General features: G+C 61.1%; 20 protein-coding genes, 1 tRNA gene and 1 pseudogene. 12 read left to right on the plus strand and 10 right to left on the minus strand.

Annotated elements, in window-relative coordinates; genetic code table 11:
* Positions 1-35 precede the first annotated feature (35 nt).
* Together tgt and queA are read right to left on the minus strand one after the other, a co-directional pair.
* The gene (tgt, locus tag ACZZZP_RS17960; RefSeq protein ID WP_206000611.1) at positions 36-1,151 is read right to left on the minus strand and encodes a tRNA guanosine(34) transglycosylase Tgt; all 1,116 of its coding nucleotides are present in this window, start codon (positions 1,149-1,151) and stop codon (positions 36-38) included.
* Between the two features lie 14 nt (positions 1,152-1,165).
* Positions 1,166-2,215 carry a tRNA preQ1(34) S-adenosylmethionine ribosyltransferase-isomerase QueA gene (queA, locus tag ACZZZP_RS17965; RefSeq protein WP_463383636.1) on the minus strand — a complete coding sequence of 350 codons (1,050 nt, stop codon included), beginning with the start codon at positions 2,213-2,215 and terminating at the stop codon, positions 1,166-1,168.
* A 109-nt stretch (positions 2,216-2,324) separates the two neighbouring features.
* On the opposite strand from queA, the gene ACZZZP_RS17970 reads away from it, so the two are divergent.
* A tRNA-Leu gene (locus ACZZZP_RS17970) sits at positions 2,325-2,409 on the plus strand.
* A gap of 128 nt (positions 2,410-2,537) precedes the next feature.
* Here the strand turns inward: ACZZZP_RS17970 and ACZZZP_RS17975 are convergent.
* The 5 genes from ACZZZP_RS17975 to ACZZZP_RS17995 are packed head-to-tail and all read right to left on the minus strand — an operon-like array spanning position 2,538 to position 7,582.
* Positions 2,538-3,953 carry an efflux transporter outer membrane subunit gene (locus ACZZZP_RS17975; RefSeq protein ID WP_463383637.1) on the minus strand — a complete coding sequence of 472 codons (1,416 nt, stop codon included), beginning with the start codon at positions 3,951-3,953 and terminating at the stop codon, positions 2,538-2,540.
* Positions 3,950-4,840 (minus strand): efflux RND transporter periplasmic adaptor subunit, encoded by an 891-nt coding sequence (locus ACZZZP_RS17980; protein WP_463383638.1) that lies wholly within the window; start codon positions 4,838-4,840, stop codon positions 3,950-3,952. Before ACZZZP_RS17980 ends, ACZZZP_RS17975 begins: the two co-directional genes overlap by 4 nt.
* Positions 4,837-5,046: a DUF1656 domain-containing protein gene (locus ACZZZP_RS17985; RefSeq protein ID WP_122494117.1), complete on the minus strand. Its 210-nt coding sequence runs from the start codon at positions 5,044-5,046 to the stop codon at positions 4,837-4,839. Before ACZZZP_RS17985 ends, ACZZZP_RS17980 begins: the two co-directional genes overlap by 4 nt.
* Positions 5,043-7,133 carry an FUSC family protein gene (locus ACZZZP_RS17990; RefSeq protein WP_463383639.1) on the minus strand — a complete coding sequence of 697 codons (2,091 nt, stop codon included), beginning with the start codon at positions 7,131-7,133 and terminating at the stop codon, positions 5,043-5,045. Before ACZZZP_RS17990 ends, ACZZZP_RS17985 begins: the two co-directional genes overlap by 4 nt.
* A complete protein-coding gene (locus tag ACZZZP_RS17995) occupies positions 7,130-7,582 on the minus strand; it encodes a MarR family winged helix-turn-helix transcriptional regulator (protein WP_463383640.1) in 453 nt (150 codons plus the stop codon). Before ACZZZP_RS17995 ends, ACZZZP_RS17990 begins: the two co-directional genes overlap by 4 nt.
* A gap of 383 nt (positions 7,583-7,965) precedes the next feature.
* Between ACZZZP_RS17995 and ACZZZP_RS18000 the strand changes: the two genes are divergently transcribed.
* On the plus strand, positions 7,966-8,178 hold the full coding sequence (locus ACZZZP_RS18000) for a cold-shock protein (RefSeq protein WP_122452556.1): 213 nt from the start codon (positions 7,966-7,968) through the stop codon (positions 8,176-8,178).
* Between the two features lie 215 nt (positions 8,179-8,393).
* Entirely contained in the window at positions 8,394-8,888 is a 495-nt protein-coding gene (locus ACZZZP_RS18005) for an RDD family protein (protein WP_463536747.1), read from the plus strand.
* An 86-nt stretch (positions 8,889-8,974) separates the two neighbouring features.
* Here ACZZZP_RS18005 and lptG read toward each other — a convergent pair whose 3' ends face one another.
* Both lptG and lptF read right to left on the minus strand, forming a co-directional pair.
* A complete protein-coding gene (gene lptG / locus ACZZZP_RS18010; protein ID WP_463383641.1) occupies positions 8,975-10,036 on the minus strand; it encodes an LPS export ABC transporter permease LptG in 1,062 nt (353 codons plus the stop codon).
* Positions 10,029-11,150 carry an LPS export ABC transporter permease LptF gene (gene lptF / locus ACZZZP_RS18015; RefSeq protein WP_463383642.1) on the minus strand — a complete coding sequence of 374 codons (1,122 nt, stop codon included), beginning with the start codon at positions 11,148-11,150 and terminating at the stop codon, positions 10,029-10,031. The genes lptG and lptF overlap by 8 nt, the downstream gene beginning before the upstream one ends.
* A gap of 280 nt (positions 11,151-11,430) precedes the next feature.
* Here lptF and ACZZZP_RS18020 point away from each other — a divergent pair, with 280 nt between their 5' ends.
* The 7 genes and pseudogenes from ACZZZP_RS18020 to ACZZZP_RS18050 all read left to right on the plus strand — a co-directional run bounded on the left by ACZZZP_RS18020 (position 11,431) and on the right by ACZZZP_RS18050 (position 19,419).
* Entirely contained in the window at positions 11,431-12,921 is a 1,491-nt protein-coding gene (locus tag ACZZZP_RS18020; protein ID WP_463383643.1) for a leucyl aminopeptidase, read from the plus strand.
* A 110-nt stretch (positions 12,922-13,031) separates the two neighbouring features.
* Positions 13,032-13,451, plus strand: a complete 420-nt coding sequence (locus tag ACZZZP_RS18025; protein ID WP_463383644.1) for a DNA polymerase III subunit chi — start codon at positions 13,032-13,034, stop codon at positions 13,449-13,451.
* Between the two features lie 430 nt (positions 13,452-13,881).
* Positions 13,882-14,022: pseudogene (locus ACZZZP_RS18030) on the plus strand (DNA polymerase III subunit chi); the annotation flags it as partial.
* Positions 14,023-14,304: 282 nt separating this feature from the next.
* Positions 14,305-17,136 (plus strand): valine--tRNA ligase, encoded by a 2,832-nt coding sequence (locus tag ACZZZP_RS18035; RefSeq protein ID WP_463383645.1) that lies wholly within the window; start codon positions 14,305-14,307, stop codon positions 17,134-17,136.
* 55 nt (positions 17,137-17,191) lie between these two features.
* Positions 17,192-17,488 (plus strand): winged helix-turn-helix domain-containing protein, encoded by a 297-nt coding sequence (locus tag ACZZZP_RS18040; RefSeq protein WP_463383646.1) that lies wholly within the window; start codon positions 17,192-17,194, stop codon positions 17,486-17,488.
* Entirely contained in the window at positions 17,488-18,459 is a 972-nt protein-coding gene (gene rlmF, locus ACZZZP_RS18045; RefSeq protein ID WP_463536748.1) for a 23S rRNA (adenine(1618)-N(6))-methyltransferase RlmF, read from the plus strand. The genes ACZZZP_RS18040 and rlmF overlap by 1 nt, the downstream gene beginning before the upstream one ends.
* Positions 18,460-18,636: 177 nt before the next feature.
* Positions 18,637-19,419: a protein-tyrosine phosphatase family protein gene (locus ACZZZP_RS18050; RefSeq protein WP_463383647.1), complete on the plus strand. Its 783-nt coding sequence runs from the start codon at positions 18,637-18,639 to the stop codon at positions 19,417-19,419.
* Between the two features lie 150 nt (positions 19,420-19,569).
* Here the strand turns inward: ACZZZP_RS18050 and ACZZZP_RS18055 are convergent, their stop codons facing one another.
* On the minus strand, positions 19,570-20,016 hold the full coding sequence (locus tag ACZZZP_RS18055) for a PACE efflux transporter (RefSeq protein WP_463383648.1): 447 nt from the start codon (positions 20,014-20,016) through the stop codon (positions 19,570-19,572).
* Positions 20,017-20,104: 88 nt separating this feature from the next.
* Between ACZZZP_RS18055 and ACZZZP_RS18060 the strand changes: the two genes are divergently transcribed.
* Both ACZZZP_RS18060 and ACZZZP_RS18065 read left to right on the plus strand, forming a co-directional pair.
* Positions 20,105-21,013 carry a LysR family transcriptional regulator gene (locus tag ACZZZP_RS18060; protein WP_463383649.1) on the plus strand — a complete coding sequence of 303 codons (909 nt, stop codon included), beginning with the start codon at positions 20,105-20,107 and terminating at the stop codon, positions 21,011-21,013.
* Between the two features lie 82 nt (positions 21,014-21,095).
* Complete coding sequence (locus ACZZZP_RS18065) at positions 21,096-21,920, plus strand: substrate-binding periplasmic protein (protein WP_463383650.1); 825 nt, start codon at positions 21,096-21,098, stop codon at positions 21,918-21,920.
* Positions 21,921-22,129: the final 209 nt, after the last annotated feature.

The following is a 22,129-nucleotide window of genomic DNA, read 5'->3' on the forward strand; positions in this document are numbered from 1 at the left end:
AACTCCTGTTAAAGATTCTTTTATAAGGTGAACGATCAGTCCAGCGGCGGTGTGGTGAGCCCGCGCCGGGCGTAGAAGGAATCGACGAAGGCGGCCAATGTACCCTGTTGAATAGCCTCGCGCAAACCAGCCATCAGGCGCTGGTAATGACGCAAATTGTGGATGGTATTCAACATGCTACCGAGCATTTCGTCGCACTTATCCAAGTGGTGCAAATAGGCCCGGGAGAAGTTCTGGCAGGTGTAGCAATCGCAGGTCGGATCAAGCGTGCTGTTGTCTTGCTTATGAGCCGAATTGCGGATTTTCAGAACCCCGGTATCAACGAACAGATGACCATTGCGCGCGTTACGCGTGGGCATCACGCAGTCGAACATATCCACACCACGGCGCACACCTTCGACCAGGTCTTCAGGCTTGCCAACACCCATGAGGTAACGCGGTTTGTCCGCCGGCATCTGCCCTGGTAGGTAGTCCAGCACGCGAATCATCTCTTCCTTCGGCTCGCCGACCGACAAGCCGCCGATGGCCAAGCCGTCGAAGCCGATTTCGCTGAGGCCTTCCAGCGAGCGCATGCGCAAGTCCTGGTGCATGCCGCCCTGAACGATGCCGAACAGTGCGGCAGTGTTGTCACCATGGGCAATCTTCGAACGCTTGGCCCAGCGCAGCGACAGTTCCATGGAGGTGCGCGCTACGTCGAGGTCGGCCGGATACGGCGTGCACTCGTCAAAAATCATCACCACGTCGGAACCGAGATCGCGCTGCACTTGCATCGATTCTTCCGGGCCCATGAACACTTTGCTGCCGTTGACCGGCGAGGCGAAGGTCACGCCCTCTTCCTTGATCTTGCGCATGGCGCCCAGGCTGAACACCTGAAAGCCACCGGAGTCGGTGAGGATCGGACCTTTCCACTGCATAAAGTCATGCAGGTCGCCGTGCTGTTTGATGACTTCCATGCCGGGGCGCAGCCACAGGTGGAAGGTATTGCCGAGGATCATCTGCGCGCCAATCGCTTCGATGTCGCGCGGCAGCATGCCCTTCACCGTGCCATAGGTGCCCACCGGCATGAATGCCGGCGTTTCGACGACGCCACGCGGGAAGGTCAGGCGACCACGGCGGGCTTTGCCATCGGTGGCCAGCAGTTCGAACGTCATGCGGCAGGTGCGGCTCATGCGTGCTCCTCGGGTCCGCGCGCGGCGGGGTTGCGGGTAATGAACATGGCATCACCGTAACTGAAGAATCGGTAACCCTCGGCAATGGCCGTGGCGTAGGCCGCCATGGTTTGCGGGTAGCCGGCAAATGCGGAAACCAGCATCAGCAATGTCGATTCCGGCAAATGGAAATTGGTCACCAAGGCGTCGACCACATGAAACGGCCGGCCTGGGTAGATGAAGATGTCGGTGTCGCCACTGAAAGGTTTGAGCTGACCATCGCGCGCCGCGCTTTCCAGCGAGCGCACGCTGGTGGTGCCCACTGCAATCACCCGACCGCCGCGCGCGCGGCAGGCGGTAACGGCGCCGACCACCTCTTCGGTCACCTCCAGCCACTCGTTATGCATGTGGTGGTCTTCGATCTTTTTCACGCGCACCGGCTGGAAGGTGCCAGCGCCAACGTGCAACGTAACGAACGCCGTCACCACACCCTTCGCGCGAATGGCTTCTAGCAGCGGCTGATCGAAATGCAGCCCGGCGGTAGGCGCCGCCACGGCACCGGCACGCTCGGCGTACACGGTCTGATAACGCTCGCGGTCGGCGCTGTCGTCAGGGCGATCTATATAAGGAGGCAACGGCATATGGCCGACGCGCTCAAGCAGGGGCAATACGTCTTCGTTGAAGCCCAGCTCGAACAACGCATCGTGGCGCGCGAGCATCTGCGCTTCAGCGCCGCCATCGATGAGAATGGTCGAACCCGGCTTTGGGGATTTGCTTGAGCGCACGTGGGCGAGCACGCGGCGGTTGTCCAGCACGCGCTCCACCAGCACTTCCAACTTGCCGCCAGAGGCCTTCTGGCCAAACAAGCGCGCGGGGATGACGCGGGTGTTGTTGAACACCATCAAGTCGCCCGGACGCAGGTATTCCAACAAATCGGAAAACTGACGGTGCGCCAATGCACCGGTCGGGCCGTCGAGGCAAAGCAGGCGGCTGCCCTGGCGCTCGGCCAAGGGGTGACGCGCAATCAGGGCGTCTGGCAGCTCGAAATTGAAATCGGCAACACGCATGGTGGGAGGTCATTTTTCAGGGGCGCGAAGTTTAACGGAAATACGCAAAATTCACCACGCGACCCCGTTGACCACACGCAAACCTCTCCCTATACTGCGCGCCCTATGTGCCCTGGTGGCGGAATTGGTAGACGCGGCGGATTCAAAATCCGTTTTCGAAAGGAGTGGGAGTTCGAGTCTCCCCCGGGGCACCAAGCACATTAGAAAGGCCTTGCTAAGCAAGGCCTTTTTTTTATGCCTGCGATTTAGCTATAAGCATCGCGGCTAAAGCCGCTCCTACAGACCACGCGTACCTGTGGGAGCGGCTTCAGCCGCGATGCTTTTAGGGCGTTGCTTGTTGCCAACCCCCGCCCAGCGCCAAAAACAAATTGATCTGCGCCATCGCCACCTGCGTATTCGCTGCCGCCAACTGCGCGCGCATGTCGGTGTAGGTTTTGGTCGCTTGCAGGTCGGCCAGAAACGACGCGCGGCCGGCCTGGAAGAACTGGTGCGTCTGGTCCGCCGCCTGCTGCGCCGAATGCTCGGCGTCGGCCAGGGCGTCGCGGCGGTCGAGCATGGCGCTGTATTGCACCAGCCCCGTCTGTGTTTCGCGTACGGCGTTGAGCACCACACCGTCGAAATGCGCCAGCGCCGCTTGCGTCGCCGCCTCGGCTTCGCGAATGCGGGCTCGAGCGCCGTTGGTGGGAATGGTCCAGCTGATGAGCGGACCGAAGCCCCAACGATTAGTCGCCGGCTCGCCCAGGTGCTCAAGAATGCCCACCGTGCCGACCGTCGCGCCAATGCTGATGTTTGGGTAAAGCTGCCCGGTCGCCACGCCAATCTTCGCCGTGGCGGCGGCTAGATTGCGCTCGGCCTGGCGGATATCCGGGCGCCGTTTAAGCAGCTCCGCACCATCGCCCACCGGCACCAGTTGAGCGATATGCGGCAGCTCGGCGCACTCACTTACGCCGGCAGGCAGTCCACTAACCGGCTTGGCCAACAGCATCGACAACGTGAACAGTCCCGCCTGCTGAGCCGCGTCGTAGCGCGGCATTTCCGCGCGCAGCGATTTGAACTGGGTTTGCGTGCGCGTCACCTGGGTTTCATCCCCTCGCCCGGCATCGCGCAGGCGCTGCACCAGGGTCACGCCTTTTTCTTGCAAGTCCAACGACTGCTGGGCGATATGGCGCTCTTCATTGGCGGCACACACCTGGGTGTAGGCGCGAACCACTTCGGCCACCAAGGTGATGCGCGCCGTATCTGCTGCGGCCTGAGCCGCATCAGCGTTGGCCTGGGCCGACTCGATGCCACGCTGCAAGGTGCCCCACAAATCGAATTGGTAGGAGGTGTTGATCGAGCCGCTGCCGATGTTCGCCACCGGCACTTTCTCCTCCAGCAGGAATGCCTCGCCGGACTCCTGCAAACGCTCCGCGCCAAACCGCGCGCTGCCGCTGAAGCCACCTTCGGCCTGCGCCTCTTCTACCTGCGTGCGGGCACGCGCCAGGTTGGCGGCCGCCACACGCAAATCGGTGTTGGACGCCAACGCCTGCTGCACCAATTGGTCCAGGCGCGCGTCCTGGTAAAGCCGCCACCAATCCGCCGGCACCGGCGCCGACACCACGTCGCTATTGCCCGTTGCCAATTGCCCCTGCAAATCGCCACGGGCGACCGCCGCATCAGTGGGCAACTGGTAGTCCGGGCCAACCGCCTGGCAGGCGGACAGCACCGTGGCAAAGCCGATCACTGCATAGCGCTTCATTGCCCAGGCTCCGCCTTGTCGCTGCCCTCGATAATCGACACCGTCGCCGTGCGCCCGGCAATCATGCGGAAGTCCGCTGGCACTTCGTCCAGCGCAATGCGCACGGGAATCCGTTGGGCCAATTGCACCCAACTGAATGCCGGGTTCACGTTTGGAAGAAGGTTGCTGCCGCTGCTGCGATCGCGGTCTTCCACCGCAGCGGCCACGCTTTGCACGTGGCCGCGCAGGCGGGTGTTGTCGCCGAGCACGCGAATGTCCACGGCTTGGCCGACGCGAATGTGCTGCAGCTTGGTTTCTTCGAAATAACCGTCGATATGGAACGACTCGCTGTCGACCACCGACAGCACCGGCCGGCCCGCTGTGACGAATTCATGGGCGCGCGGCGCGCGGTCGTTGAGGTAGCCGTCGACCGGGCTGCGAATCACCGAGCGCTCCAGGTTGAGCTTCGCGGCATCTACCGCCACCTGCGCGGCCGCCACAGCGGACTGCGCGCGGCTCTCGCGGGACTGGCTTTCTTCCAATTGTTCGCGCGCCACCAAATTGCCCAAGCCGCGATTACGCTTGGCTTCGCGCTGCGCCTGGGCGAGCGCTTCCTTGCGCTCGGCGGCGCTCGCTTCGGCCTGACGCAGTGCCAGGGTGAAGCGCTCCTGATCGATGGTGAACAGCACATCGCCGCGCTTGACCGGCTGGTTGTCATGCACGTTCACGCCCTCGATCAGGCCAGACACATCAGGCGCGATCTGAATCACGTCGGCGCGGATATGCCCGTCGCGCGTCCACGGCGCAAACATGTAATACATCACCATGCGCCACACCACGACGGCCGCCAGGGTCACCATCAACAACGTCAGGACCACGCGGCCCAAGGTCAACATCGGTTTTTTCATAGCATCAGGCTTCGGCAAATGGCATCCACCGCGCCAAGCAGCACGGCATACAGAGCAACGTTAAACAGGGCCCGGTGCCAGACCAGGCGATAGAAGTGCGCGCGGTTCAACAGCCCGTGCACCAACAGGTACAACACATAGGTAAACGCCATCATCACCAGCAGCGTGGGTAGAAACACGCCGCTGATATCCAGATCACCGATCACAAAGAGGCTCCATCGATACCGTAAGGAAGTTGCTCGGGCTCCTGACTCGCTTCAACCAGCACTTCCGCGCCCGGCAACAAGGCCAGCCGCAAGCCGCTGAGGGCGAGCAAGCTGTGCAAGCGCGCCTGCTCGGCGTCGGCGCAGGCCGATACATTCAGCGCCCGTCGCGCACGGTCCATGGTCATCAACAGACCCACAGGCGCCGGCAGCCGCTCACCCGCTTTCAGGCAGGCGCGAAAGTACTCGCCCACATCCGCCACCACTTGTTGCAACTGGCCCTGCGCCGCCTGCGGCAAGCGCGGCAAATACGCCAGCACATCGAGCAAACACAGCGCCACGCGCAGATCACGCAACGCGCCGCCGGTGTCTTGAGCGGTCTGGGTCAGGCGCGGCAAATGCTGCATCAGCCGGTCGAGCATGCGCACGCCCATGCGCCGGTGCTCGGCCAACGTCGCCGGTTCGGTGAGAGAGACGATGTCGCGCCAGCTGAAACGGGTCATGCGCTTGGCCGCCACCTCAACGCCAAACGGGCGCATCACCAGGGTCCAGACAAACGCAAACAACAGCCCCACCGGCCCGGCGAGGTTGCTGTTGATAAAGGTCATGAAGTTGGCGTCGTAGGCGCCCTGGATGCTGATAAACGACGAGGTGTTAACGATGGTCAGCAACATGCCCAGGTAAAAGCGCGGCTGTACGGTGAGCGTGCCCACGCAAATAAAAGGCACGGCAAACGCCAGCACCAGCATGGGGAAATCGTGCAGGTTTGGCAGGATCAGAAACAGGTAGAGGCTGGCAAACAACACCGACATCGCGGTCCAGAAAAAGAACCGATAAATCTGCGGCGCCGGGTCGTCCATCGCAGCGAAAAAGCTGCAGGCTACGGCGGCCAAAATGACGGCGCTGCCGCCGTCGGTCCAGCCCAGTCCGATCCACAACAAGGAGGCGACAATGATCGCGCTGACGGTGGAAAACACTGAATACAGCATCAGACCCCGGTCGAAAAACGGCGTTAACCGACCCAGGCGCCAGTGGCGATAAACCGCGCGCCACGGAGTTTGTTCATCCAGCAGCAGCGCGTGCTGCAAGCTGCGGCAGTCTTGCCACAAGTCGATCCATTCACCCAGCCGATACAGCGCGTTGGACAACAGCAATTGCCGTCGCTCATCCAATGCTTCGGCGCTGGGCTGCAGCGCTTCAAGTTGGTCGCGCACGGCGCGCCAGCGGGCGGGGTCAGCGTCTTCGGTGGTGCTCAGGAGCCACTGCTGGGTCTGCTCCAGAAGCGGCGCGAGCAGCGCGACCAGATCAGGCGAGCGACGTTCGATGGCGATCAGCGCGTCGTCCAGGCCGTCGATTACCGGCAGTAGATGAATCATCCGCCCACGCAGCTCTTTGCTGTTGCGCACCGTCTGCGGCTGCGCCCCTTCGTGGGGAAGTTGGCCGATCATCAGCTCCAGCGAGTTAAAGCTGGCGACCATGGCGGCGCGCAGATTGCCCACCTCGGCAGGCGACGCGCCACGGGTAAGAAAGTGCTGACTGTAGCGTGTGGCATCGGCGAACCAGGCCTGGGCAGCATCCATGAAAACCGGCGCCAGGCGACGCGGCCAGAACACCGCGCCCACCACGGCGGCGCACACGATGCCGAGGAAAATTTCCTGGGTGCGCGACGAGGCGATATCGAACACCGCGTTGGGGTTATCCACCACCGGCAGAGCAATCAGCGGCAACGTGTAGCCCGAAAGCATCAGCGCGTAGCTGTTGGCCGTGCGCAGGTGCAGCGACAAGAACAGCAGCGTGCCGGTCCACAGCGCGACCACTATTGAAAGGATCAACGGCGCCTGCACAAACATCGGCACGAACAACACCGCCGCTGCCGCACCGACGAATGTGCCGACCGCGCGGTACAGAGCCTTGGAGCTGGTGGGGCCGACAAAGGGACTGGAGACGATATACACCGTGGCCATCGCCCAATAAGGACGCGGCATCTGCATGATCATGGCGATGTACAGCGCGAGCATCGAGGCGGCGAAGGTGCGCCCCCCGTAAAACCAATCGCGCGCCGGTGGCATGCCGGCGAAAAAGCCGCTCATGTAGACGCCCCACCCTGATTCCGGCCGGCGTTTTCAAAGGCACGCATCACGCGCAAGGTCGCTTCGAGGTCAGCCACGGAAATGTCTTTGAGCACATCGCGGCGCAGGCGCACCAACTCGTTTTCGATCGACTCGGCCAGCTCGCGACCGCGCGGCGTCAGGCTTAGGGCTTTGGCGCGGCGGTCGTCGGGGTCTTCGCAGCGACAGACCAGACCGGCGCGGCAGAGCTGGTCAAGCAAGCGCACCAGAGAGGGACTTTCCAACCCCGCCGCCTGCGCGACCGCCACCTGCCGCACCCCATCGCCCAGGCGCACGATCATCAGCAGTGGCACGGCACAGGCTTCGGAAATTCCATAGTTGGCCAGCGTGGCTTGGCAAATGCGTCGCCAATGGCGCGCGGTCGTTACCATGCCGCTGCTGATACTGAGCTGGAGAGCGTCGAGGGTCATCGGAAACACGAGGAATTAATTAGTTAGCAAGCTAATTGTATTCTCGGAAATTTCCACGCGTCAATTACCGCGTGGTGACTTTACAAGCGTGTTTCAGCGGAACAATCAGCCGCTATTCCGAGCGGTTTTGAAGCTATGCCAAAAAGCTCTGGAAGCACCGTATTCAGGCGCTGTAAGGCCTAATTTCGGGGGTTGTTTTTCGCCACAAAGTTGGCGTATCTTTTCGCCCACTGTGTTTGCATGGGTCGCTGTTGAATCGCGACCTGGTGCAGTAGATCTTCGATTTGCTACATCCCGCTCGGCTTTTCTTACTCCCTGCAACCAGTCCAGCCCTCGATAGAAAACCGAGGCTGTCATCAACTCAAGTTCCAAGGAAATAAGATATGTCGAATCGTCAGAACGGTACCGTCAAGTGGTTTAACGACGAGAAAGGTTTTGGTTTCATCACTCCAGAAAGCGGTCCGGATCTGTTCGTGCACTTCCGCGCTATCGAAGGCGACGGCTTCAAGAGCCTGAAAGAAGGCCAGAAAGTCAGCTTCGTTTCGGTACAAGGTCAAAAAGGCCTGCAGGCAGATCAAGTCCAAGTTATCGGCTGATCCGAACGCGAAACAAAAAGCCCCGCCAAGTGCGGGGCTTTTTGTTGTAGGAGCCAGCTTGCTGGCGAATCCTGAAAACGCCATTCGCCGAGGTTTGCAGGGTTCGCGACCAAGGTCGCTCCTACAACAGAGCCGGCCGACGAGACAGCGAGTTTTTTCCCAACACCACTTTTGCAGTAAAGTGCCTCGCGCTTTTCACTCACCGCGAGCCTTGCATGTCCAAACGTCTTCTCCAGCCCCAGGGTGAGTTTGCCCCTGTTGCCCTGCCCCGCCGCCTTGCCGCGATGTTTTATGACTTTCTGTTGTGTGTGGCCATCGCCATCGTTACCGGCCTGCTCTATCAGCAAGTGGTGCTGCGCCTGATCTTCGGCAGCGAGCGTTTGCAGGAGTTGGCCAACAACCGAGCGCTGGATGTTGATCCGGTATTTTCCACGGTGGTGCTGCTGGCTATTTTCGCCTTCTTCGCCAAGTTCTGGACCCACTCGGGCCAAACGCTCGGCATGCAAGTGTGGGGCGTGCGCGTGCAGAACGCCGATGGCAGCGCCATCAGTCTGTGGCAGGCGTTGTTGCGGTTTATGGTGTCGATTGCTTCGTGGCTGTGCCTGGGCTTGGGTTTTTTCTGGGTGCTGTGGGACAAGCAAAAACGCAGCTGGCATGACATCTATTCGGAAACGCGCTTGGTGCATATTCCGAAGAAGAAAAAGACTTAAAGCATCGCGGCTAAAGCCGCTCCCACGGGTGTTTCATTGGCCAACAAAAAAAGCCGGCATTAAGCCGGCTTTTCTTTGCGCGGGATTTACCCCGCCCGCCTCAACATCCAGAACCCTGCCACCGCACAGATCAAGCTCGGTATCAGCACCGCCAGCAGCGGCGGGAAGCCGAACACCAGGCTCGAGGGTCCGAGCAGATCCTGGGCGATGCGGAACACAAAGCCCACCAGCACGCCGGTGAACACGCGCTGTCCGAGGGTTACCGAACGCAGCGGGCCGAAAATGAACGAGATGGCCATCAGCACCAGCGCGGCGGTCACCACCGGTTGCAGCACTTTGGTCCAGAACGCCAGCCAGTATTTACCGTTGGCCAGACCCTGGTCGGCCAGGTAGTGGATGTAACGCCACAAGCCTGTCACCGACAACGCTTCCGGCTCCAGCACCACCGTGCCGAGCAGTTGCGGGGTCAGTTGCACGTCCCAGCGCTCGGTCGGGGTTTGCACCACTTCAGTGTTGCGCTCGTGGAACACGGTGGTGGCGACGTCTTCAAGCTGCCAGTGATCGCCCTGGTACTGGGCTTTCTTGGCGAAGCTCGACGACTGCAGGTGCCGCTCTCTGTCGAATTCGTAGCGCGTCACGCCATACAGCACGCCGTTGGGTTGCACGGCGTTGATGTGGACGAACTCGTTGCCCTGACGGTGCCACACGCCGCGCTTGGAACTCTGCGCTTCGCCGCCGCCCTGGGCCATGGAGCGGCTGGCCTGGCCAATGTTTTCGCTCCACGGTGCGAGGTACTCGCCAATCAGCACGCCGGCCAACATCAGCACCAGCATTGGCTTCATCACTGCCCAAACGATACGGCCGACCGACACACCGGCCGCTCGCATAATGGTCAGTTCGCTGCTGCTGGCCAGGCTACCCAGACCAATCAGGCAACCGATCAACGCGGCCATCGGCAGCATTTCATACACCCGCCGGGGCGAGGTCAGGAACACGTACCACGCCGCGTCGTCCAGGCCGTAGCTGCCTTGCACGTCGCCGAGTTCGTCGATAAAGGCGAACAGCAACGCCAGGCCAACGATGATGCCCAGCACCGACAAAATGGCGAAAAACACCGCTTTGCCGATGTAACGATCCAACTTAACCATGCGCCAACTCCCGCGCCATGCGGCGACCCGCCAACTTCAGGCGCATCGGCTCCCAGAATTGCAGCGTCAGACCAATCAGCAAAAATAAACCGTGTACCCACCACAAGCCGAGGCTCATGGGAATTTTGCCCTTGTCCAACGCGCCGCGAGCAGCGATCAGCAACGACAGATAAGCCATATAAAGAAGGATGGCCGGCAGCAGCTTGAGGAAGCGGCCCTGGCGTGGGTTCACCCGCGACAGCGGCACCGCCAGCAAGGTGACCACAAACACCAGCAGGGGAATCGATATGCGCCATTGCAGTTCGGCCTGATGGCGTGGCTCGTCACTGCCGATCAGCTCGCGGGTGGTCAGCGCTTCACGCTCGCTGATGTCGCTGCTGACTTCCGGTTTCACCAGCAACACGCCGTAGGTGTCGTACTTGATGGCGCGGTAATCGGCGGCGCCGGGGTTGCCGTCGTAGCGGTAGCCATTTTCCAGAATCAGGTAGCGGCTGCCGTCGGGCTGAATTTCCTGGCGGCCTTTATCGGCCACCAGCACGGTGATACCGCGCTCTTTATCGCCCTCTTTCGACAGGCGTTTTTCGGAAATAAAGATGCCGCCCAACTGGCTGCGGTCATCTGACATTTCCTGGGTGTAAGTCACGCGCGTGCCGCTGCGCATGGCCTGGAAGCGGCCGGGAACCAGGGTGTCGAATTCGGTGAGGGCGTCTTGCTCGTTGAGAATTTTCGCCACCTGGGCCACGCCTTGTGGCGCCAAGCCCATGCTCAGCCACGCCACAATCAATGCTACCAGCGTGGCCGGCGCCAAGGTGTAGGCCAGCAGGCGCTGTTGGCTCATGCCGGTGGCGGCCAGCACGGTCATTTCGCTGTCCAGGTACAAACGCCCGTAGGCCAGCAAAATACCCAGGAACAACCCCAGCGGCAGAATCAGCTCAAGAAAGCCCGGCAGGCGAAAGCCCATGATCAAAAACAGCACGCCCGGATCGAGCGCACCCTGCGCAGCCTGCGCCAGGTACTTAATGAAGCGACCACTCATGATGATCACCAACAACACGGCACTCACCGCGCTGAGGGTCAGCAACACTTCACGGGACAGATAACGGAAGACAATCAAACCAGACACTCCAGGGTTGTCAGGCTCAGGCGGCTAAGCTCAAACTAGCCGTCTGTTGCCGGCCCAATAAGGCCGGCGACCGAAAAATTTGCAGGTGTGCGGACGAAACCAACGTGGGTCACGCCTGCCGAACAACGACAAGGACGCGGAGTTTACTAGAGCCAGCTGCGCAGTCCGAGCCCGTTTTTCAAAAAGGCCTTTGCGTGCCGCGCCGTTTTCACACCGTAAGAACGCGGCATTATCCTGTAATACCTACCGGTTGTCTTGGGGACTCCTCGCCATGGAATTTGTTGTTAAGAACGCACGTCCAGACGCACTGAAAACCGCCACCCTGGTAGTCGCCGTCGGCGAAGACCGCGCACTCAGCGGCGCCGCCCAGATTCTCGATGTCGCCAGCAACGGCGCACTCAGCAGCGTACTCAAGCGCGGCGACCTGACCGGCAAAGTCGGCCAAACCCTTCTGCTGCAAAGCCTGCCCAATCTCAAAGCCGAGCGCGTGTTGCTGGTCGGCGTTGGTAAAGAGAGCGAACTCTCTGACCGTCAACTGCGCAAAGTAGTCACCGCCGCGCACACTTCCTTGAAAAGCCTGGGCGGCAAAGACGCGGTTCTGGCCCTCGATGATTTGCAGGTAAAAGGTCGCGACACCTACAGCAAAACCCGTCTGGTGGTGGAAACCCTCGCCGACAACCAATACAGCTTCGAACAATTCAAAAGTCAGAAGAGCAAACCCCGCCCTCTCGGGAAAATTACCCTGCTCACTGAAAAGGCCAGCCTCGCCGACGTCGAGCGCGCCAGTCTTCAAGCTCAAGCCATCGCCGCCGGCATGGCCTTTACCCGCGACCTGGGCAACCTGCCGCCGAACATCTGCCACCCCACTTACCTGGGCGAGCAAGCCAAAGCCTTGGGTAAAGCCTACAAGTCGCTCAAGGTCGACGTGCTGGATGAGAAAAAACTCAAAGACCTGGGCATGGGCTCGTTCCTGGCCGTGGCCCAGGGCAGCGTGCAACCGCCGCGCCTGATCGTGCTGCAATACAACGGCGGTAAGAAAGGCGAGCAGCCGTTTGCCCTGGTGGGCAAAGGCATCACCTTCGACACCGGCGGTATCAGCATCAAGCCCGCCGCCGGCATGGACGAAATGAAATACGACATGGGCGGCGCCGCCAGTGTCTTCGGCACCTTTAAAGCCGTGCTGGAAATGCAGCTGCCGATCAACCTGGTGGGCGTGATGGCCTGCGCCGAAAACATGCCCAGCGGCAGCGCCACGCGCCCAGGCGACATCGTCACCACCATGAGCGGCCAGACCGTCGAAATTCTCAACACCGACGCTGAAGGCCGTCTGGTGCTGTGCGACGCCCTGACCTACACCGAGCGCTTCAAGCCACAGGCGGTCATCGACATCGCCACCCTGACCGGCGCCTGCATCGTCGCCCTGGGCAGCCACACCTCCGGCCTGCTCGGCAACAACGACGAGCTGGTGCAACAGCTGCTCGCTGCTGGCCAAACCGCTGACGACCGCGCCTGGCAGTTGCCATTGTTCGACGAATACCAGGAGCAACTCGACAGCCCGTTCGCCGACATCGCTAACATCGGCGGGCCAAAGGCCGGCACCATCACCGCCGCCTGCTTCCTGTCGCGCTTCACCAAAAACCTCAACTGGGCGCACCTGGACATCGCCGGCACGGCGTGGATCAGCGGCGGCAAAGACAAAGGCGCCACCGGCCGCCCGGTGCCATTGCTGACGCAATACCTGCTGGATCGCATCAAGGTTTAAAACGGCGCTGTTCGTGTGGGAGCGGCTTTAGCCGCGATGTTTTTCCGAGCATCGCGGCTAAAGCCGCTCCTACAAAGAGCGTTTTACGCATTCTGAGAACCCACTCCACCATGCCCCGCATCGAATTCTACGTCCTGTCCTCCACCGCCCCCGCCGACCGCCTGCGCGCGGCGTGTCAGTTGGCGATGAAGGCCTGGCGCCACGGTATGCCGGTGTTCATGCGCGCCAGCGATGAAGCGCAATGCAGCGAGGTGGACGAACTTTTGTGGCGTTTCAAGGCCGAAACATTCGTACCCCACAGCCTGCACCGCGACGCACCCGATGCGCCGGTGGTGATTGGCCTGGACGACGAGCCGGCGGCCAGCCAAGGCTTGCTCATCAACCTCAACAGCAGCCTGTCACCCCATGTGCAGCGTTTCAGCCGGGTGATCGAAATCGTTAACCAGCAACCCGAACAATTGGCGAACTCGCGGGAAAACTTCCGCACTTACCGCCAGCAGGGTTATGACCCCAAGCGAGTTGAACTGTAGCCTGCCCATGGACACACCAAAACCGCCGCAAAAGCCCAACCACCTGCTCGACGATCTGGAGTCGATTCGTGAGTTTCTGAGCCATAAGGAACCCACTGCTTCAGGCGTTGCCGACGAATTTGCGGATTTACCGCTGCTCACCGACTCGGTGGAAATGGGCCAGATTCCGCTGCTCTCCGACATCGTCGCGCCCGGCCCCACGGCGCCAGTACCTGCCACTGCGCCGCCCCCGCTTCAGCCACAGCCACACCTCCACACGCAGCCCCAGCCGCGCCCGAGCATTCCCGCTGCACCCGCCCATGTGCCGCCGCCTGCTGTCGCCCGACCAGACCCCTCGCCCGCCGCCGTGACGCCAACGCCTCCGCCAGCCAGCACCGCGCAAACCGTGCAGCGCAGCCTGCAATCGAGCAACACCACCAGCGACCTGCTGCGCCTGGACGCCGAACTGCGCGCCGCCGCGCAACTGATTCTGCAAGACGTCATCGACGACTTCGTGCCGCAAATTGAAGCCGAACTCAAACGCCGCCTCGAAGCCCGCCTGACCCGACTGTTGCCGCCGCGTAAGGGTTGAGCCGGCCCGATGGCTCGCCCGCCTTAACGGCGAGTCACCCCATAACCCGCCCTAAACAACCGTCATCCCCGCGAAAGCGGGAATCCAGGCTCGCGCAGAGGGATGCGATTCCAAAGCAGCCGCAACCATTTCCCCGTCGGACCGCTTCCCGTCGGACCGCTTATAGCCCCGGCAAACCGGCGGCCCACCTCAACCCCGCATCACTCGCGTTCCCCGATCGCAGCCATCCCCGTTATACTTCCCGGCTTTCCGATTAGCTGCCAAAACAGGGTCCCGATCCGCATGGACAAGACGTACCAGCCCCACGCCATTGAAACCTCCTGGTACGAAACCTGGGAGTCGAAGAACTATTTCGCCCCGCAAGGTAGCGGCGACTCCTACACCATCATGATTCCGCCGCCGAACGTCACCGGCAGCCTGCACATGGGCCACGGCTTCAATAACGCCATCATGGATGCGCTGATTCGCTTCCGTCGGATGCAAGGCCGCAACACCCTCTGGCAGCCCGGCACCGACCACGCCGGTATCGCCACGCAAATGCTCGTAGAGCGTCAGATCGGCGCCCAAGGCCTGAGCCGCCACGACTTGGGTCGTGAAAAATTCCTGGAAAAAGTCTGGGAATGGAAAGGCCAGTCCGGCGGCAATATCAGCCGGCAAATCCGCCGCCTCGGTTCCTCCGTTGACTGGAGCCGCGAAAAATTCACCATGGACCCCGACCTGTCCGAAGCCGTGCAGGAAGCCTTCGTGCGCCTGCATGAAGACGGCCTGATCTACCGTGGCAAGCGTCTGGTGAACTGGGACACCAAGCTGCACACCGCCATTTCCGACCTTGAAGTGGAAAACCACGACGAGAAGGGCTTCCTCTGGAACCTGCGTTACCCGCTGGCCGACGGCGCCAAAACCGCCGATGGTCTGGGTTACTTGGTAGTCGCCACCACCCGCCCGGAAACCCTGCTGGGCGACAGCGCCGTGGCCGTGCACCCGAGCGACGAGCGCTATCAGGCGTTAATCGGCAAATTTGTTGAGCTGCCTTTGGTTGGCCGCCGCATCCCTATCGTGGCCGACGAATACTGCGACCCCGAATTCGGCACCGGCTGCGTGAAAATCACCCCGGCGCATGACTTCAACGACTACGAAGTGGGCAAGCGCCACAACCTGCCGCTGATCAACGTACTGGACAAGAACGCCGCCCTGCTTGGCCGCGCTCAGGTGTTCAACATCGACGGCAGCGTCAACGCCGAGTTCGAAGCCAGCCTGCCGCAGCAATACGCCGGCCTCGACCGCTTCGTCGCGCGCAAACAAATGGTTGCCGACCTCGACGCCCAGGGCTTGCTGGAAAAGGTCGATGACCATGCACTGAAGGTGCCGAAGGGCGACCGCTCGGGCACTGTGATCGAGCCGTGGCTGACAGATCAGTGGTACGTGTCCACCAAGCCACTGGCCGAAAAAGCCATCGCCGTGGTCGAGAGCGGTGAAATTCAGTTCGTGCCCAAGCAGTACGAAAACATGTACTTCAGTTGGATGCGCGACATCCAGGACTGGTGCATCAGCCGCCAACTCTGGTGGGGCCACCGCATTCCGGCGTGGTACGACGAAGCCGGCCACGTATATGTAGGCCGTGACGAAGCGGAGGTGCGCGCCAAGCACAACCTCGGCGACATCGCCCTGCGCCAGGATGAAGACGTGCTCGACACCTGGTTCAGCTCGGGCCTGTGGACCTTCTCGACTCTCGGCTGGCCCAACCAGACCGAAGCGCTAAAAACCTTCCACCCCACCGACGTGCTGGTGACCGGTTTCGACATCATCTTCTTCTGGGTTGCCCGGATGATCATGCTGTCCACCCACCTGACCGGGCAGATTCCGTTCAAGACCGTGTACGTGCACGGTCTGGTGCGCGACGGCCAGGGCCAGAAAATGTCCAAGTCCAAGGGCAACGTGCTCGACCCATTGGACATCGTCGACGGCATCGACCTCGACACCCTGCTGGAAAAACGCACCAGCGGCCTGATGCAGCCGAAAATGGCCGAGAAAATCGCCAAGCAAACCAAGGCTGAATTCCCAGAGGGCATCGCCAGCTACGGCACCGACGCCCTGCGCTTCACTTTCTGCTCGCTGGCCTCCACCGGCCGCGACATCAAGTTCGACATGGGCCGCGTCGAGGGCTACCGCAACTTCTGCAACAAGCTGTGGAACGCGGCGAACTTCGTGATCGAAAACACCGATGGCCAGGACACTGGCGTTAACGGTGAAGAAGTCGAATTGTCGTCGGTAGACCGCTGGATCATCTCCCAGCTGCAACGCACCGAAGCCGAAGTAACCCGTCAACTGGACAATTTCCGCTTCGACCTCGCTGCCCAAAGCCTCTACGAATTCGTGTGGGACGAGTACTGCGCCTGGTACTTGGAACTGGTTAAACCGGTTCTGTGGGATGAGAACGCGCCGATCGAACGTCAGCGCGGCACCCGTCGCACGCTGGTGCGCGTGCTCGAAGTCATCCTGCGCCTGGCGCACCCGTTCATGCCGTTTATCACCGAAGAAATCTGGCAACGCATCAAAGCGCAGGCCGGCGTCAGCGGTGAAACCATCATGCTGCAAGCCTGGCCCGTGGCTAACGAAACACGCATCGATGCCGCTGCCGAAGGCGATATCGAATGGGTGAAGGCGCTGATGCTCGGCCTGCGCCAGATTCGCGGCGAAATGAACATCTCCATGGCCAAACGCATCGACGTGTTCCTGCAAAACGTCAGCAGCGAAGACCAGCGTCGCCTCAACGACAACGCACCGCTGCTGAATAAACTGGCCAAGCTCGATAACGTCACCGTGCTGGCCGCTGGCGCTGAAGCCCCCATGTCTGCCACCGCCTTGGTGGGCGACATGCAGGTGCTGGTGCCCATGGCCGGGCTGATCGACAAGGACGCAGAACTGGCGCGCCTGGACAAAGAGATTCAACGTCTCACCCAGGAAGTGCAACGTGTTGGCGGCAAACTCGGCAACGCCGCGTTCGTCGACAAGGCACCCGCCGACGTCATCGCCAAAGAGCGCGCCAAACTGGCCGAGGCCGAACAGGCCGTGGCCAAGTTCAATGAACAGCGCGATCGCATCGCCAGCCTCTAAGCTCTCTACTCCACGGCCCTGATTTTCAGGGCCGTTTCTTATCGAGGTCGCCGCCATGGATGTCAGCAAAACCAAAAGCAGCTACTACCGCCGCCTGTACGTGGCGTGGTTGATCGACAGCGGCGGCGCCACCAATGTGCCGGCCTTGATGGGTGTCACCGGCATGCCTCGGCGTACCGCTCAAGACACCTTGCTGGCCCTGGCCGACCTGGATATTGACTGTCAGTTCGCCCAGCAAGCTGGCGAGCGCAACAACGCCGGGCACTACGAAATTCGCAGCTGGGGCGCCATCGACAAGCAGTGGATCGCTGCCAATCTGCCGCAAATAAAGCGCGTGCTGGGTTATCCGTAATGTCCGCAAAAAAACCGGCACCGGCTGAGAAAAAAGCCGTGCTGCACCCACGCAACCGCCATCAAGGCCGCTACGACTTCGCCGAGATGATCAAAGCCAGCCCCGAGCTGGGCGCCTTTTTGATCATCAATCCCTACGGCAAGCAAAGCATCGACTTCGCCAATCCTGCGGCAGTAAAAGCCTTTAACCGGGCGTTGCTTCAGCAGTTCTATGGCGTTCGCGGCTGGGACATTCCGCCGGCCTACCTGTGCCCACCCGTGCCTGGCCGCGCCGACTATTTGCACTACCTTGCCGACCTGCTCGGCGCCAGCCATGACGGCGTCATCCCGCGCGGCGCGGGCGTGCGCGGCCTGGACATTGGCGTCGGCGCCAACTGCATCTATCCGCTGATTGGTCAGCATGAGTACGGCTGGAGCTTTGTCGGCGCCGACATTGATGCGCAGTCGCTGGCCTCGGCCGCCGCCATTCTCAATGCCAACCCGCAGGCTGCTGCGGCTATCGAATTGCGTCAGCAAGCAGATGCCACGCATATCTTCGAAGGGCTGATCGGCAGCGAAGAACGCTTCGACTTCACTTTGTGCAACCCACCCTTCCATGCCTCCCTGGACGAAGCCCGCAGCGGCAGCCAGCGCAAGTGGAAGAACCTTGGCAAGCTCGACCCCAACCGCACGCTGCCCGAGCTGAATTTTGGTGGCCAAAGCAACGAACTGCACTGCGAAGGCGGCGAGCTGGCGTTTATCAGTCGCATGGCGGAAGAAAGCGTGGCCGTCGGCGCGCAAGTGTTTTGCTTCAGCACCCTGGTGTCGAAAGTCAGCAACGTCGCCTTGCTACAGGCGCGACTACAAGCACTCGGCGCCGGCGATGTTCGCGTGGTGGATATGGCCCAAGGGCAGAAACAAAGCCGCTTCGTGGCCTGGACCTTCCTCGACAAAAACCAACGCCGCGCGTGGCGTAAGGCGCGCTGGGCCTAACGCGGCCGGCAGCTGTAGCGATAACACGCAATTTCTTGCCATGCCGCCCCGCGGGCATCGGAACGGGAAGGAGTAGCGCGACGCCATTGCCATCGCACCGAAAGAGCCAGCCTACAGAGCGCGCGCGCTGCTCAATAGAACATCGCTACCTGACGATTTCCGCTTTCAGGAGCCACCATGTTCACTGCCCGCGCCCTCTCCCTTCTGCTTCCGCTCTGCCTGCTGCTTAGCGCTTGCAGCGCGCCGCCCATACAAGATTCGCGAGACGTCTACGCCCAGGTACTTGAACAGCAGGCCGAAGAAACGGCCGTGATGAGTGCGTTCAATCCGGGGCTGATCGCGCTGATCGAGCGCGCGGATTCCGGCAATTTCCTGTTCCGCGGCAACATGCCGGTAAAAGACAAACAGTTCACCTACAACGAACTGCGCATGGCGTTGCAGCAAGCCGCGCCGGGCCAGTCATTGCCCGATCAGTTCTACTTGGTGGATATCAGTTTGGTGAACGGCATCAACCGTCAGGAGGCGGACGATCTGAAGGTAGAAAAAACGTTTTGGGAGAAAAACAGCGCGCTTGGACGGCTGATCAACCATCCGGTATACGGCAGCTTGACCTCGCCGAACGACTACTCGAAAAGCGTGCGTAAAAAGCTGGAAAAAATACCCACGCTGAGCAACACCGACGTGCTGCTGGAAAACATCCAGAGCCTGCTTCAGGCACCCCAGCAATCCGGGCTGCCCTTGGTGCTGTACATCCATTGCGAAGCCGGTAAAGACCGCACCGGCGAAATCGCCGCTGCCTATGCCATGAAATACCAGCACGCCTCTTATGCCGACGCGTACGCCAACGGCAAACGCATCGCCAAGCGCGACCTTGGTAAATACAGCCGCAATGAACTGCAGTGGTACGCCTACTTTTTGAAGGACATCAAGAAGGTGACGACCGTTGGCGATATTCGTTAAAAGCATCGCGGCTAAAGCCGCTCCCACAGAACTCCGACACTCCGGAACCGGGTGGGCGGCTTTTCGATCGGCCGCGCTGCTCTTCTCTGGGATGCGATACCCGATCCGTAGGTTGGGCTGACAAAGGAAGCCCAACAGCACCCGCAAACCCTACCCCGCCTGCACCTCGTGCCCAGCCCCCAACGTCGCGCTCGGCACGCCGAAGAGCAGGTCGAAGCCCCACTGGAACACAAACGCGTACAGCAGAAAAAACAGCATCAGCGAGAAGTCTGTGGCCAGCGCCTGCCACCAACCGATGCCCAGCCCCCACACCAGCATCGGCACTGTCATCAGCAACAAGCCCAGCTCGAAAGCAATGGCATGCAGCACGCGCCGCGCCACGGTGCGCTGGGGTTTGCGTTGGCGCTTTTCCCAGCCTTCGAACAGGCTGTTGAACACCATGTTCCAGGCCATCGCCACCAAACACAGCGACAACGCCAAGGCACCGGTTACCGCTAAACCACCATCAAACGCCCAGGCCATGGCCGGGGTAATAAACAACAGCGCCACCGCTTCGTAGCTGATCGCCTGAACCACCTTGCGTTTTTTGCCTTGCATCACTGCGTACTCACGCTTGCCAATGTGCGGCCACTGTATTTCTAATGCACTGAAACCTTCAGTCAGCTTGTTTCAGGAAAACTGATAGATGAGCCTCAGCAAAGATGCCGTGCAAGTCTTCCTCGCCGTGCTCGACAAGGGCTCGTTCTCTGCGGCCGCCCGCAGCATTGGGCGTGTGCCTTCGGCCGTGAGCATGACCATCAGCAATCTGGAAGCCGACCTCAATTTGGAGCTGTTCGACCGTTCCGGCCGTGAGCCGCAACCCACCGCCGCGGCGCTCGCCCTGCAAGCCAAGGCTCGTTTCATGTTGCAGCAGTTCGAGCTGTGGGAAGCGCAAGCCTTGGCGTTGTCGACTGGATTGGAGAGCTGCCTGAGTCTGGCCATCGCCCCGGAACTGCTTGCCTCCGATTGGGCCACACCTCTGGCCAAGCTGGCCGAACGCTACCCAACGCTCGACGTGGAAGTGCTGGCCGCGCCCGAAGCCGACGCGATTCGCCTGCTGCATGAAGGCCGTGTGCAGCTGGCGCTGGTGTTCGAGAATCCCAACTTCGACAGCCGCGAGTGCTGCCAGGAAACTATCCAGGAAACCTTGCTGGCGGTGATTGCCCCGAACCATCCCGCTATCGCCAGCGGCCGCCAACTGCGAATCGATGAACTGGCCGAACACCGGCAAATCGTCGTGGCGGGCCGCGACCCGGAGCCGCTGCAACCGCGCTTTCTGCAAGCCCATCACCACTGGCGCACCGACAGTCACACCGCCGCCCTGCGCATGATGCAAGCCGGGCTCGGTTGGGGCTATTTGCCGGAGTCGCTGGTGCGCCCAACATTGCAGGCCGGCAGCCTGGTGGAATTGCAGCTGAGCAACATTTCTCAACTGTCGTTGTGGGTCGACCTGGTGTGGTCAAACAGCAAGCCATTGGGCCTCGGCGCACAGCACTTTATCGAGCTGGTACGCGAACAGCGCCAACAGGCCACCAAGCGCTCTAAACCGCACTGATTCGGGGCATTAAATTGCCCTGTCGAAGCCGCAGAGTTCTGATAGCCTTCCGGTTCCTTCGACTGGCCAGAGCAGGTGAAACATGACTGAGGAGACCGACCGCATGGCCGTGTATGCCCGTCGTGTTTATGTCGTTTGCCGACTGTTTCTGGCCGCGCTGTTTACCCTTCCCGTGATGGCTTCAGCCGAACCGAATAACACCGCCGGCAAGTTGCGCGTACTCACCGAACATTCGCCACCTGGCGAATACCAAGAAGCATCCGGTCGCGTCACCGGGCCAACGGCCGAGATGGTGCGCGAGCTGATGCGACGTGCCGGCGAAAGCGCCGAAATCGAACTGCATCCCTGGAAGCGCGGCTACGACTACGCGCTGAGCGACCAGCCCGTCGCGCTATTCGAAACGGCCCGCACCCGCGAGCGCGAAAGCCTGTTCAAGTGGGTGGGGCCGATCAAGCACATCTCTCGGGGGCTGTATGCACTCGAAGAGAATGCGCAGCCACTGGAACGCCTGGAAGATGCCCGCGCCAGCTCCGGCATTTGCGCCTACAACGGCGACAGCAGCGCCGACCTGCTGGTGCAGCAGGGCTTCGCTAACCTGGCCCTGCCGACCTTGCCGGAACAATGCCTAAGCATGTTGCTGCACAAACGCGTCGCCATGTGGGCCACCAGCGATGTCGAAAAAGACGCCTTCCTGGCCAGCCTCAGTCTGCCGCCCACCACCATCACCCGCGTGCTTAAACTGGAAATGCGCGAGTTGTACATCGCTTTCTCCCTCGCCACTCCCGACAGCACCGTGCAGCGCTGGCAAACCGCACTCGATGAGATGAAACGCGACGGCACCCTGGCCACGTTTTATCGCGGCACGTATTCAGAAGAACAAATCAGCTCGGTGAGTTCGGTGGAATAAGTCTCCACATCACTCCTGTAGGAGCGGCTTTAGCCGCGATGGGGCGGGCCTGCACACCGCGCCCTGCACCGCCACTACATCAACAGCTCGCGGCTGAAGCCGCTCCTACAGTGAGTTCGGTGCAATAAGTCTCCACATCACTCCCTGTAGGAGCGGCTTTAGCCGCGATGGGGCGGGCCTGCACACCGCACCCTGCACCGCCACCACAT

Source organism: Pseudomonas sp. AC211 (genome assembly GCF_979258055.1).